We start from the raw sequence: 13,301 nt of genomic DNA on the forward strand, positions 1-13,301 counted from the left end.
CCCGCCCGTCCGCATTCGTGTAGAACGTGCCACGACCCTCAACCGCATAAACACTGTGCGGGTCAAGGTCCTGGTCGGCGAACGGCTTCTTCGGCGAGTTCCACTCCACGGAATGCTGTGGCCAGCCGTCCGACCCCTCCGGGCGGCCGGCCGGGGGCTCGAAGCCACCCGACTGATGCGACTGCTGACCGCCCAGATCCAGGCCGCCGTCCCCTGCGTCGGGGCGAGCAGACGCCCCCAGGTCGAGCGAGGCGTCGGGAGAGCCGGTGCCATGCGTCACGCCGAGGTCCATGCTGACATCCGCTCCGGTGCCGTGCGGGGCAGCTGCTGGGCTGATGTCCGCGTCCGCTCCATCGCCGTGGGCCGGGGTGTCAGCACCGTCCGGGCGTGTGGCGGCGTCGGGCGTTGCAGAGGCGGTGTCGGCTGAATGGCTCGGGCCGGTGGCGTCACCGTGCGCAGCAGGCGTCACCCCGTCACCGGGAGCGCCCGCGTCAGCGGAGTGCGCGCTGCCCGCCGTCTCGGCGTGCACCGCGGCGTCAACACCGCTGCCGAGCACATCGACGTCGGGCGCACTGGTGTCGACGGGATGACCCGCACCGTCCGCGGCGCTCGGCGCGTCTGCGGAACCGTCGACGACGCGCACCTCCGCATCGGCTGCGGGCCGGCCCGAGCCGTCACCCGCCGCGACCGGGTGCGCGGAACCGCTTCCCTGCGCAGACGCGTCAGGGGTGGCGCCTGTCGGGTTCGACGCATCGGGGCTCGGCCCGTCCGCTGCACTGTGCCCGTCACCGGCCGGGGCGTGACCGCCCTGAGCGGCGTCGCTCGACGCCGGGGACGAGGGCGCATCCGGGGACGAGGGCGACGGTGCCTCGGTCGAGGATCCAGACGACACCTGCGACTCGGGAGACACGGAGGACTCAGGAGAGACGGACGACTCAGGAAAGACCTGCGACTCAGGAGAGACCTGCGACTCAGGGGAGACAGAAGACTCAGAAGAGACAGAAGACTCAGGGGAGACCGCGGACTCTGTCGAGACGGAAGACTCGCTCGACACCGAGGATTCCGTCGACGCGTTGGACGTCTCGGAGGACGCAGCGGACGGTGCAGCGTCGGTCGACGGAGCTGACGACGCGGCCTCGGCCGTCGGGACGGAGCCACTCGCCTCGCCCCCCGAACCGGCGGGCTGCGTCGTCGCCGAGCTCTGCGACGCGGGCGACTGCGTTGCCGAACCGGCATCGCCGCTCGCGCTTGCGCCGCCCGACGTCGTCCCCTGAGCACCGGAACCCTGCCCGCCCGACGCCTGACCGCCCGTTGCGGCCGAGCCGGTGGACCCCGGCGCGTTCACCAGCGAGGAGGCCGAGGTCGGCCCCGTGCTCGCCGGCGTCGGGGTCGCGGTCGAACCGCCGCCCGGCGTGCTCCCACCGCCCGGCTTGGCGCGGCCGCCGCCGGGGATGATGGAGGAGACCAGTCCGAGCGCGATGTCGCGCCCGTCCGTGGCCTGCAAGCCCTGGCCGGACGTCACCACGGAGAAGCCAACACCGCCCGCGGTCGACAGCCCGCCCTCGAGCAGGTTCTGCCCGACGTTGCTCAGCGGCGAGTTGCCCTTGAACACCACACGCGACACGGTCCCCGCCCCCACCCCGGGGATGAAGCTCAGGGCGGCGGTCGACGTCAGGCTCTGCGGACCGGCGTAGTACCCGAACGCGTCCGGGCGGCGGAACACGTTCTCCCCGCCCTGCACGGCGACGCTCGCGATCGTGCCCTTGGTCGCCTCCGCCAGAGCCTTCAGGCTGGCGGCGATCGCCTTCGACCGGCTCATCACCGTCTGGATGAGGTCGCGGATCTTGTTCGCCCAGCGCAGGATGACCGCGGCGATGCGCGCGCCGGCGAGCACACCCGTCAGACCGGCGGTCACGGCCGAGAGCAGCAGCCCGATGCCGGCGGTGGCAGCGATCTCGGCGGCCATCTTGCCGAGCGCCCAGAGGATGTCCTCCCGACCGGCGTCGATGTGGTCGGCCACCTCGATGCAGGCGGCTGCGACCGCGGCGGCCGTCGTCGCCGCCTTGGCGATGCGGTCGCTGACCGAGCTCGCGACGGCCGTGATGTTCGGCTCGTGCGGCAGCTCGGAGGCCGCGACGCTCGGGATGCTCGCGTCGATCTCCGCCGCGAGGGGCGTCACGTCGCCCTCGAACGCCTGCCAGGAGTCCGCCGCCTTGCGCAGCTGCTCCGGGTTGCCGTTCGGCCAGCTCAGCGCGATCAGCGCGAGCACGTGGTCCATCCACTCGCCGAACTCGCCCCAGGGCGAGTCGGGCCACTCGCCGAAGGAGTCGGGGATGGACAGGCTCGGGTCGCTCGGGGGTACCGCGGTGGAACCGGGCGACGCCGCGCCGGTGGCCGCCTGACCGGCCGCGGTGTAGCCGTCAGCGGTGGCCGCCAGGGCGACCGAGAGGCCGCCGATGCCCGCGGCGCCGCTGAGGATGTGGCCCCTCGCGTTCTCGGCCGCGGCATCGATGGACGCGGCCAGCTCGACGCCGAGCTCGTCGCTGCCGGACATGCCCTGACTGCCGGACAGCGCGGACTCGAGCGAGGCGATCGCCGTGCTGAGCCGCCCGTGCATCGCCTCGAGAGCCGCGGCGTCCGCGGCGACCGTGGACGGAGTGAGCCGTACCGTCGTCATTGCTGATCCCCTGTCGCGGTTATGCGCTCAGCTGAGCCTTGAGCTGGGACCACATCGTCTCGAGTCCCTCGATTGTCTGGTTGTAGGCGTCCTCGGCGACCGACGCCGTCTCGAGCAGCCCCTCCGCCCCGACGCGGAGCGCCTCCGCCTGGGCGGCCCACGACTCGAACGCCGTGATGAACGCGTTCAGCGCCGGACCCTGCCACGTGCCGGGAAGGACGTAGGCGAAGCCGCTCGCGCCGTCGCGCAGCGCGGAGCAGTACTCCACCAGCTCTCCGAGCTGGCCGACGAGGGCGTTGAGCTCCTCCGTGACCGCGAGCTGTTCAGGCATTCTCCGCCGCCCTCTGCTCGGCTGCCCTCTGCTCCGCCGTCGGCGATGTACGGCCGGAGGGGGCCGAACCGCGCGCCCGCTGGCCGGCGACGCCCGGACCGGTGAGCAGGCCCGTGCTCGCGGCGGGGCGCTGCTCCTCGTCCAGCTCGTCGCCCTCGGGACGCTCCGAGGCGACCAGTCCCGCGCTGACCCGCCGGCCGACGCCGCCGGAGATGCCCTGCGAGACCGTGCCGACGGAGCCCCGCTCCTGCACGAAGCCGCCGCCGAGCCCGGAGTCCGTCGAGGTGTACTGCCCGCTCGCGGCGACCAGCTGGCCGGAGAGCGCGGACAGCGTGGCGCGCAGCGCCGCCGCCTGGGCCTTCCAGTCCGTCCACGACGCCTGGAACGCGTCGGAGTCATCGCCGTTCCACCCTGAGCTGACGACGCGGCTCACGGTCTCGTCGACGGACGTCACGTTGGTGTCGAACACCGTGCAGGCACCGTCGAGCAGCGACGCGACGTCGGCCAGCGACTCGACTCGAACTTTGAACTCAACCACAGCAACCGATCCCTCGTGCTGACGCCGCCGGGCGGCGAACGGACTACTTAGGAGCGGAAGGTGCCGGCGATCGACTGCTCGGACTCGTCGTATGCCTGCGAGGCGCGGTTGAGCAGCTCGCTGATCCCGGTCAGGGACTCCTTGAGCTGGATGGCCGACTGGTCCCACTGCGAGTACAGCTCGTTGAAGCTCTCGGACGCAGCACCGCCCCAGTCGGCGCCGACGAGGCCGTCGACCAGGCCCTTGAGGTTCTGCAGCTGCGACTCGATCGACTGCGATCCGGAGCCCAGCTGAGTGGCGACGGCGGCGAGCGACTCGGAGGTGACCTTGATTTCAGCCATGGGGGTTCCCTTTCACGTGGAGACTCTGCGAGCTAAGGGGAAGCGACTATCGTCCCCCGAGCGATGGTCCTGCACCACCCATCCGGGTGACAACGAACAGGGTAGCAACGCGCCCGCCGCCGCACTAGCTCTACCAGCCGGGAAGCGCAACACAGGCCGTGGCCAGCAGCGCGATGCCCCTCGACTGATCGGTGAACGCGGCCCACGCCGCCGAGGCGTCGCCGCGGTCGGCCGCCTCGATCATCGCGCGGATGCCCTCGCCGCCGTCGGCGACCCAGCGCCGGTAGGCCTCCTCGGGCACGCCGTCGTCGCCTCGCTCCAGGATCGCCTGGAGCGCCCTGGCCTCCGCACCGAAGCGCTGCAGCGCCGCCGGGTTGACCTGCGCGGGGATGCCCACCTCGATCATGGTGAGAACGTGCTGCCTGGCCTCGTCGCAGCGTTCCGCTCTGACGTCCGTCATCGATCCCCCGCTCCTCGTCCGCCGGGGTTCCGCCCCGTGCGGCCCCGCACCGCGCCGCTCGCTGTGCGCCTGAACTATCGTAGGCGACGGGCTCCGCACGACGGCGGCCCCGTCGCCCCACTCCCCGCCCCGGCACGAGAGAGAGCCATGACCGAGTACTCCGTCACCTACAACCCGACCACGGTCGAGGACGCACGCGGCTGGTGCCTGAAGATCATCGGCATCGCGGTGGGCATCAGCGTGCTGTTCAGCGCCGTCACGCTGTTCTTCATCGCCAGCGGCCGCCCCTCCGTGTACCTGACGATCGCGACCGGCGTCATGTGGCTGATCACCCTCCTCGGCGTCCTGCCGGTGTACCTGTCCATGCGCAAGAAGCTGGCGGCGACGCTCGCGTCGGCCCAGCCGCTGATCCGCGTCGACGGCACGGGGATCGCCTACGGCGTCGTGCCGTTCACCCCGTGGTCCGGGATCGAATCGGTGCTGTGGACCGACAGGAGGGAGGCGCAGCGCCGCACCATCGAGCGCACGTTCTTCCTGTTCAGGGGGATGAAGCGGCTGAGCGCGCGTGCCACCGGCGAGGGCCTGGTCGTCGCGGTCGCCTACCGCGACGGAGCGGCCGCGCACGCCGCCGTCGCCGAGGACAAGCGCTGGGCGCTGCGCCGCTGGGGTGCCTCCTTCGACGCCGCGCAGCCGTGCGACCTGCCGCTCTACCTGGACTCCGCGCTCACGCATGAGCAGATCGCCGGGTTCCGGTCCGCGCTGGAGTCCTTCGCCCCCGCGGGGGTCCCGATCCACGACTTCAGCAACGTCAAGGACCTCACCGTCCACCTCGCCGCCGAGTTCGAGCGGACCGACCCGAGGCGACGCCGGACCGCGCAGCCCGGCTGAGCCGTCAGGGGCTCGTAGACTGGGGGGCGACGGCCCCGCGCGCACCCCGCGCGGACGGCCACGGCGCCACCGGGCCGTCCTGGCGCAGAACCTGGCGGGAACACATGAGCACACACCCACGCGGGGCGGCATCGCATCCGGTGCCGCGACACCCGGAACCCGACCGCCTCCCCGTCCACGGGACGGGCCGCCGCCCGCTCGAGGAGTGGTACCGGCAGCACCCCGAGGTCTTCCGCCGGGGTCGAGCGCCGCTGCGGACGATCGGCTTCACGCTGCTGACCGTCGTCGGTGCGCTGCTGACGGTGCGCGTCCTATCCGACCCCGACCAGGTGGCCCACCTGCTCTCCGGCAGTGGCGCGGACAGGCGGACGGGGATCGCCCTCGTCAGCGCGCTGGTCCTGCCGCCCCTGGCGACCCTGCTCGGGATCGTCGGGCTGCTGCGGTGGTCGAGCCGGTGGCTGCTGACGGCGAACGGCTCGGCCATGACGGTCGGGACGACGCGGCGGCTCGGGGCGGAGCGCGACACCGCCGAGGTGCTGGCGCTGGTCACCGGGCACGCGGGAGACCCGGACGGCTTCGCGGCCGCGCTCGAGCCGGTCAGGCACGACCCCGACGGCGCCCGCACCCTCGTCGCGGAGTCCAGCGCGGACGCGTCAGCCCTGGTCGCGCTCGTCTGGCGCCACGCGGACGACGGCAGGGGCTGGGTGATCGAGCAGCAGCCGGTCATGCTCACCGGCGACGACGCCTTCCCGGTGCTGACGGCGCTCCGCGACCACGAGAACGCCAAGGCCGAGGCCGCGAAGGCCCAGCGGCAGCGGACCGACGACGGGGACGACGCGGCGCTCTGAGCGACGCCGCGCCGGTCGGTGGCGCCCCGTCACCGCACGGGGCCACCGGCACGGCACCCCTCGGGGCGCGGCACCCGTCAGAGGCGCGGCACCCGTCAGAGGCGCGTCGCGGCGTCGTCGGGCTCAGTCGAGCCGCGGCACCCTGACCTCGGTCCAGCCGCCGCCGCGGAGCAGGACCCCTCCTCCGGCCGGTCGCCGGCCGAGCATCGCCTTGGGCACCGCCTGGCCGAGCACCTGGGTGCCGGACACGGCGCTCGTCGGCGAAAGCAGAACGCCGACCCTGGCCTTCCGCGCATGGGCGAACGGACCGTTGTACAGCGTCGCCGCCGCCTCCAGCTCACTCGCGGCGGCGAACACCGCGCGGTGCGCGACGGCGTTCAGCGCCTGCTCCAGCGGGGTGTTCTTGAGCAGGTCCGCGTCGTCGACGATCACGGTCACGGTGCCCTCGGCCGGCAGCATCCCCATCACGGCGTTCACGTCGGTGTCGCTGGCGGTGACCGTCGGCACGCCGTGCTCGGCCGCCACCGCGAGGAGCGCGCCGCCGCGCGGGGCCACCACGAGCAGCCGCTCGCCCGCCAGCGCCCACTGCCGGCAGAGGACGGCGAGGGCCGTCGAGCGGCCAGAGCCGCGCGGCCCCACGACGACGACGCCCCCGTCGAGCGGCCAGTCCAGCCGGAAGCCGCCGAGGCGGTCGCCGCCGACCGCGAGGAGCGGCCCGTCGGCGTCGCCGTCCGCCGACGGGAGTGCGAGCGCCTGCTCCAGCGCGATGCGCGTGGGAAGCGCGTCCACCCGGAACGGCCGGGGCACGGCGGGGTCGACGGCCTCGTCCCGCCGCCGCGCGGTCGCCACGCGCGCCGCGACCGCCTCGCCCTGCCCGGCGGAGCTGAGGTCGTCGGACAGGGTCGCCAGCTGGACGCTCGCCGACGCACCGCGCCGGAGAACCCGGCCGGGTGGCTGGCTGGTCGGCAGCTCGCGGATCATCACGCCCGCGGCACGGTAGTCGTTGACGTCGCGCAGCGGCAGCAGGTACTGCTCGTCGATGAAGCCCTGCAGCTTGTCCGAGAGCACGCCCCTGTCACCGGTGACGAGCACCCGGATGCCGACCGACGGACCCTCGCGCAGCAGCCGGAGCACCTCGTCGCGCAGCGCCAGCATCCGGTCGGGGTCGAGGGCGGCGATCAGCCGGTCCCAGCCGTCGATGCCGAAGACAAGGTAGGGCAGCCCCTGGCCGGACGGGACGCTGCGGCGCTGCTCGCCGATGTCGCCCGCGCCGACGGCGGCGAGCCGCTGCTGACGGTCGCCGAGCTCCGCGAGCAGGCGGGTGACCAGCCGCTGCACCCGGTGCAGCTCCATCTGGGTGACCACCGCGCCGCACTGCGGTGCCTCCGCGAAGGGCAGCAGCGCCCCCGTGCCGAAGTCGGCGAGGACGAGCTGCAGCTCGGAGCGATCGAAGCGCTCGATGAGCCCTGACACGATGGTGCGCAGAGCGCTCGTGCGCCCTGAGCGCGCACCGCCGATGAACAACAGGTGCGAGTCCCGCGCCAGGTCCCAGAAGAACGGGCGCTGGGTCTGCTCGGACGGGACGTCCTCGAGCCCGACGGCGAGCGCCGTCGGCGACGGGGCCCGCAGCGGCCGCGCCCGCTCGGCCAGCTCCGCGACGGTGACCAGCTCCGGCAGCGGCGCGAGCCACGGCGAGGGGTTGCGCCGCGCGCCGATCCGCGCCGCGGCGGCCTCCGCCAGGTCGACGAGTGCACGGAGGTCGGTGTTGTCGTGGTCGGTGACCTGCGCCACCGCGACGGCGGGGAACCGGGGCGGGTAGCCGAGGCTCTGCCAGCTCAGCGGGGCGACAGGGGGGAGGACGCGCTGCAGCCTCTGGGTGCCCAGACGCAGCCCGGCGACGCGGGCGGTCTGGAAGGCGATCGGCGCGATCCCCGCGCCCAGCCGGACGAAGCCGCGGCCAGGGGTGGCGGGGGAGATCAGGGACGCCTCCGGCGAGCCGAGCACGTCGGTGGAGTCGGCCCTGTCGGTGACCCTGAGGGCGACGCGGAGGTTCACGTTGGACTGCATCTCCGGCGTGATGACGCCGCTCGGCCGCTGCGTCGCCAGCACGAGGTTGACGCCGAGCGACCGCCCGACCCTGGCGATGCGGACGAGGCCGTCGATGAACTCGGGCAGCTCGGTCTTCAGCTCGGCGAACTCGTCGATGACGAGCATGAGGCGCGCGAGCCCGCGCTCGGCGGCCTGCTCCGGGTCCTTGGCCCACGCCTGGTCGATGTCGCGGGCACCCATGTCGCGGAGCACGTGCTCGCGGCGGCGCAGCTCCGCGTCGAGCGAGGCGAGGGCGCGCTCGGTCTCCTGGGCGTCGAGGTTGGTCACCATGCCGACGGTGTGCGGCAGCCGCTCGCAGTCGGCGAAGGCGGAGCCGCCCTTGTAGTCGACGAGGACGAAGTTGAGCGCCTCCGGACGGTTGGCCAGGGCGAGCGAGACGACGAGCGCCTGCAGGAACTCGCTCTTGCCCGACCCCGTGGTGCCGGCGACGAGCGCGTGCGGGCCGTCGGCGACGATGTCGAGGGCGAACTCGCCCTCCGCGGTGGCTCCGACGACGACGTAGGACTGCCGCGGCTGGTGCTCCCAGCGCGTGACGACGGGGTCGGGGTCGTCCAGGTCGATGCCGAGCAGCTCGGCGTAGCGCACGCTCGTGGGGATGAGGGAGTCGTCGCCGTCGCCGGAGACGTGGCGGATGGAGCAGAGGCTGCGGGCGATGCGCTCCGCGCGGGGGACCGAGCAGCCGTCGAGCAGCACCGTCGAGCGGAACTTCTGCTGGGTCTCCACCCGGGCGAGGGAGCGGTCCTGACCGTCGACGGTGATGACGGTCCTGCCCTCCTCCGGCAGTCGTGACGGGTCGCTGTCCAGTGCGAGGACGTGGACGCCGGAGGCGGCACCGTCGCCGAGGATCCCGACCATGCCCGGCAGCGTCCGGTACCGGCGCGCGCCGTCGACGACGACGAGGACCTCGGACTGCACGGCCGCCCGGCGGCCGCCCTCGCCGCTGCGCCTGCGGGCGTCGATGAGCGCCGCGACGTCGCGCAGGCGCTCACGCCTCGTGTCGTCGGTGTTGCCGATGGCGGCGCCGAGGCCGGGCTGCTGGGTGTGCGGCAGCCACTGCGCCCACTCCCAGTCGGCGGCGTCCTCGTCGCCGGTGAGGACGACGATCTCCAGGTCGCGCGGCGAGCGCAGCGTCGCCAGCTGCGTGAGCATGGCGCGCGCCGTGCTGCGGACGGCGTCGACGGGCCCGGCGAGGCCGACGGGCCCGGCGGAGAAGTCGACCTCGATGGGCGCGGGGCTGACGCCGACGGCGCGCTCGGTGATCCGGTCCTTCTGCGAGCCGCCCTCGAACCGCACGTCGAGCTCCGTCTCGCCCACCCCGACCCGCACCCTGCGGGCGTCGGGGTCGGTGATGCGCCGCTCCCAGAGCCGGGACAGCGGGGCCGTGGCGATGTCGGTGATGTGGACGGGGTCGGCGGAGCGCTGCCAGGAGTCGATGCGCTGGGCGCGCACGAGCGTTCCGATGCGTTCCTCGGCGTCCCTGATGCTCTCGATCCACTGCTCCTCGGTTCGCGCGCCCTTGCGCTTGGCGAGCCGGCGGTTGGTGAGGAAGGAGCCGATGACCATGACGGGGCTGGCGGCGGCCATGAGCAGCATGACGTAGCGCTGGAACACGAGCGCCATGGTCACGCCGAGCACGATCGGCACGAGCGCGGACAGCCACGGCAGCGGCGACTTGTCGGGGTCGTCGGGCTTGTCGCCCGGCATGAGCACGGCGGGGGTCGGGATGCTCGGGTCGATCCGGGACGGTCGGTTGAAGTCGAGCACGCCCGGCTCGTCGGCGGACAGGTCGGCGTCGCTGACCGGCTCGAAGCCGAGCCGGATGATGCTGCTCCCCAGCTGCACGAGGTCGACGGGCACGATCGTCGTCGGCCCGGCGACGGGCTCGCCGTTGATTCGGACGGGGGCGGCTCCCCCGGCGTCGGGGGCGGGGGTGATCGTCGCCGTCAGCGGCGCGGGCCCGTCGCCGGAGGGGGCGACGACCTGGACGGTGAGGTGCAGCGGCAGCAGGAAGGGGTCCTGCACGCGCAGCCCCGACTCCTGCGCCGTTCCGATGGTGAGGGTCGATCCCCAGGGCAGCGGCACGACGGAGCCCGCGAAGGGACCGCCGACCACCTCGAGCCGCGGGGCGCCGGGGTCGGCGGCCTCGACGGGAACGGGAGGGAGCACCGCCCCGGAGCGGATCCCCGCCTCGGTGAGGGTGAGCGCGCCGAGCTCGGCGCCGCCCGGACGGCCCTCCCCCTCGACGAGCGCGCCCGGCTCGACGCCGAGCACCTCGGCGAGCTCGGCGACGGTGGTCAGCTCGTCGACGTCGACGAGGTAGTCGGACCGCGTCTCCGCCACGCGGGCGGCCCGGCGTCCCGTCGCGGGCGTGCGCAGGCTCAGTCGCAGGCTCATCGGGCTGTCCTCCTGGTGTCGGTGCGGTCGGCGTCGAGAACGCCGAGGACGGCGTCGAAGCGGCTGGGCTGGCGGGCCGCCGCGTCGTCGTCCGGCGGGTCGGCGGGGACGACGAGGGTCCTGGCGACGCCCGCGTCGTCGGCCGCCCCCGTGCTGGCGACGGGGCGCTGCGCGAGGGTGCCGCCCGGCGCGACGAGGGTCACGCTCCCGCTGTCCTGGTCGCCGCCGGGAGTGGCCACGTGGTAGGAGAACTGGTCGAGGACGCGGTCGCCGCCCCCGGTCGCGGCTCCGGCGTCGGGCACGTAGTCGATCGTGCCGTCGCGGCCGCACACCACGCGTCCGTGCATGGCGTCCCCGCAGCCGATGAGCGACCACTCCCCCTCGCTCCCGACGAGGTCGCCGAGCTGCACGCGCGCCGAGGTGCCGTCGAGCACGCGGACGACGTGGGCGGCCTGCACCGGGTCGTCGCCCTCGGGGACGAAACGCACCGCGAGGGTCAGCGGCTCCGACCACTGCTCGCTGTCGTCGGCGGCGCTCAGCCGGACGGTCACCGTCTCGCGGCCCGTCCCCGAGGGGACGACGACGAGGTGGGTGGCGCTGGCGGAGGCGGCCGCGCCCTCGGGGGACACCTCATCGACACGGAGCCGGACCCCTCCATCGCAGGTGGCGCAGCCGAGGCCGAGGTCGGAGACGGGCACAAGGGCGCGCGACCCCGCGGCGATCGGGTGGTCGTAGGCGAGCGCGTCCACCGCGAAGGCGGGCGGCTCGGGCGGGGCGAGGCGGACCCGGTAGTGCAGGACCATGCCGACGTCGCCGTCCGTCACGGAGACCGGCAGGCTGAGCTCGGGCTGGTCCGGGTCGTAGAGGTCGGAGACGACGGTGATGCCGTCCGGCGCGCACGCGGTCAGCCGGAGCACCTCGTCGTTGACGTCCACGGCGGCCGAGGCGAAGGCGCGCTCCATCGCGGCGCAGTCGTCGAACCGCCACGACGCGGCGGGTGCGACCTCGGCGCTGCCGCGGTAGGGCACGTCGATGAGCGCGCCGCCGGGTCCGCTCGGCGCGGGCTGCTCGGCTCCCGCGGAGTCCTCACCGCCCGCGGCGAACGCGGGGACGGCCGACGGCGCGGACGCGGCGACGGCGAACGCGGCCGTCAGCGCCAGTGCGGCGAGGAGGGGGCGGGGCGCCGTGCGGCGTGCGCGTCGCTGCTGCGGCACGGTTCCCCTTCCGTTCAGCCCGGCTGTGCAGGGACGCCGGGGCTCGCTCTGCCCATATGCTAGTGGGCGTTAGGGGCGGTCGTCAGGCCGCGCGCGGGCGGGCGGATCGGGAGGACCGGCGATGGCGGACGACAACCGCGCCGAGACACTCGGGTGGGAGCAGGGCCAGACCGCCCTGTACTCGTCGGAGACGGGCACGGCCGGGCAGAAGCGGCCGCTGGAGAGCGGCAGGGGCGTGCTGCCCGAGCTGGCGGAGGCGCAGCCGACGCAGCGCAGCATGTGGCGCCACCCGGCGTTCCTCATCTCGATCATCACGACGGGGCTGGCGCTCGTCGCCGTCGTCGTGATCTTCGTCGTCGGGATCCTGCGGCCCTCGAGCACGCCGGTGACCGACCTCAGCCTCAGCGGGGGCGACACCAACGTCCGGCTGAGCTGGTCGGGCGGGGACGAGCCGTACAGCGCCTACGTCATCGACGGCAGGGGCGACGCCGTCGACGTCTCGGCGCGGATCCGCGGCGGCTCGGAGCTGTGGCTCCCCGTCGCGCTGGGACTGTACGACGACGACTCGTGCTTCGTCGTCCGCCCGGCGGCCGTGACCGCTCAGCCGTCCCTCGTCGCCCAGACGCTCGCCGATCAGGGCGGTCAGAGCGTCTGCATGGAGCGATGACCGGCGGCGGCCGTGGCGGTCGTGCGCCTCGCCCGAAGACGGCGACGGCCACAGGGCTGACCGCCGCGGGCCTGACCGCGCTGCTCGCCCTGACGGGGTGCAGTCGCACCGACGCGGAGCAGCCGGTGCCGACGCCCACCGCGGTCGACCTCAGCACCGTCGATCCCGACGACCCCGACGGCAACGCGCTCTGGCACCTGAGGGACGCGGAGCTGCTTGGCCGCGTCGTCGACGCGGTCGGGGACGAGCCCTCCGTCCGCATGCGCGGCACGATCACCGAGAAGACGCTCGGCGACGGTGGCGCGGCGGTCCCCGGCCGGAGTATCGGCGTGGACGTGGTCCGCTCGGCCGACGACTACCTCGCGCGGATCGACGCCGACGAGGTGGAGGTCGAGGTCACGGTCGTCGGCGGCGACGCCTACGTCTCCGGCAACGCGGCGCTCGCGGAGCAGACCGGGGTCGCGGAGGTCGCCGACGGAGCGGTGTGCGTCACCCCCGACGACGAGATCGTGCGGCGCTGGTCCCCCGTCGCCGACCCGGAGCTGCTGCTGGAGAGTCTGCTGCTGGAGACGGAGACGCCCGCCTCCGGCAGGGAGCCGTCGGCGGAGGACAGCACGGTCGAGGTGGTCGTCGGCGAGGAGGCCGCCCCGCTCGGCCGGATCCTCGTCGCCAGGGTCGGAGCACCACTGCCCAGCGAGCTGGTCGTCGCCGACGAGACGGGCAGCGCCGAGCTGCGTTTCGACGGCTGGGGGGACGAGCAGGGTGTCGAGCCGCCCGCCAGGGTCAGCAGGCCCTGCGGCTGACCCGGCCACCCGGCTGACCCGGCCACCCGGC

At 74.1% G+C, this 13,301-nt stretch carries 11 protein-coding genes; 4 read left to right on the forward strand and 7 right to left on the reverse strand.

Translation table 11 applies throughout. From position 1 onward, the window contains the following. The 5 genes from FM119_RS13920 to FM119_RS10970 all read right to left on the reverse strand — a co-directional run. On the reverse strand, positions 1–2,677 hold a 2,677-nt coding region (locus tag FM119_RS13920; protein WP_179205309.1), incomplete at its 3' end, for a hypothetical protein. A gap of 19 nt (positions 2,678–2,696) precedes the next feature. Further along, positions 2,697–3,008, reverse strand: a complete 312-nt coding sequence (locus FM119_RS10955; protein WP_087138070.1) for a hypothetical protein — start codon at positions 3,006–3,008, stop codon at positions 2,697–2,699. Beyond that, entirely contained in the window at positions 3,001–3,546 is a 546-nt protein-coding gene (locus tag FM119_RS10960) for a WXG100 family type VII secretion target (RefSeq protein ID WP_179205311.1), read from the reverse strand. Before FM119_RS10960 ends, FM119_RS10955 begins: the two co-directional genes overlap by 8 nt. 47 nt (positions 3,547–3,593) lie before the next feature. Continuing rightward, complete coding sequence (locus FM119_RS10965; RefSeq protein ID WP_087138074.1) at positions 3,594–3,887, reverse strand: WXG100 family type VII secretion target; 294 nt, start codon at positions 3,885–3,887, stop codon at positions 3,594–3,596. A 130-nt stretch (positions 3,888–4,017) separates the two neighbouring features. Continuing rightward, positions 4,018–4,347 (reverse strand): hypothetical protein, encoded by a 330-nt coding sequence (locus FM119_RS10970; RefSeq protein WP_087138076.1) that lies wholly within the window; start codon positions 4,345–4,347, stop codon positions 4,018–4,020. Between the two features lie 147 nt (positions 4,348–4,494). Here FM119_RS10970 and FM119_RS10975 point away from each other — a divergent pair, with 147 nt between their 5' ends. After that, positions 4,495–5,235 (forward strand): hypothetical protein, encoded by a 741-nt coding sequence (locus FM119_RS10975; protein ID WP_087138078.1) that lies wholly within the window; start codon positions 4,495–4,497, stop codon positions 5,233–5,235. A 104-nt stretch (positions 5,236–5,339) separates the two neighbouring features. Further along, the gene (locus FM119_RS10980) at positions 5,340–6,083 is read left to right on the forward strand and encodes a hypothetical protein (protein WP_143822689.1); all 744 of its coding nucleotides are present in this window, start codon (positions 5,340–5,342) and stop codon (positions 6,081–6,083) included. Positions 6,084–6,206: 123 nt separating this feature from the next. Here FM119_RS10980 and FM119_RS10985 read toward each other — a convergent pair whose 3' ends face one another. Both FM119_RS10985 and FM119_RS10990 read right to left on the reverse strand, forming a co-directional pair. Beyond that, positions 6,207–10,586, reverse strand: coding sequence for an FtsK/SpoIIIE domain-containing protein (locus FM119_RS10985; RefSeq protein ID WP_087138082.1), 4,380 nt, complete (start codon positions 10,584–10,586; stop codon positions 6,207–6,209). Next, a complete protein-coding gene (locus FM119_RS10990; protein ID WP_087138085.1) occupies positions 10,583–11,800 on the reverse strand; it encodes a hypothetical protein in 1,218 nt (405 codons plus the stop codon). The genes FM119_RS10985 and FM119_RS10990 overlap by 4 nt, the downstream gene beginning before the upstream one ends. 121 nt (positions 11,801–11,921) lie before the next feature. Here FM119_RS10990 and FM119_RS10995 point away from each other — a divergent pair, with 121 nt between their 5' ends. Both FM119_RS10995 and FM119_RS11000 read left to right on the forward strand, forming a co-directional pair. Then, positions 11,922–12,467, forward strand: coding sequence for a hypothetical protein (locus FM119_RS10995; RefSeq protein WP_087138087.1), 546 nt, complete (start codon positions 11,922–11,924; stop codon positions 12,465–12,467). Further along, positions 12,464–13,270 carry a hypothetical protein gene (locus tag FM119_RS11000; RefSeq protein ID WP_087138089.1) on the forward strand — a complete coding sequence of 269 codons (807 nt, stop codon included), beginning with the start codon at positions 12,464–12,466 and terminating at the stop codon, positions 13,268–13,270. Before FM119_RS10995 ends, FM119_RS11000 begins: the two co-directional genes overlap by 4 nt. The last annotated feature ends 31 nt before the right edge of the window (positions 13,271–13,301 follow it).

This window comes from Mycetocola reblochoni REB411, from assembly GCF_900163835.1.
In the GTDB taxonomy this organism is placed as follows: Bacteria; Actinomycetota; Actinomycetes; order Actinomycetales; family Microbacteriaceae; genus Mycetocola_B; species Mycetocola_B reblochoni.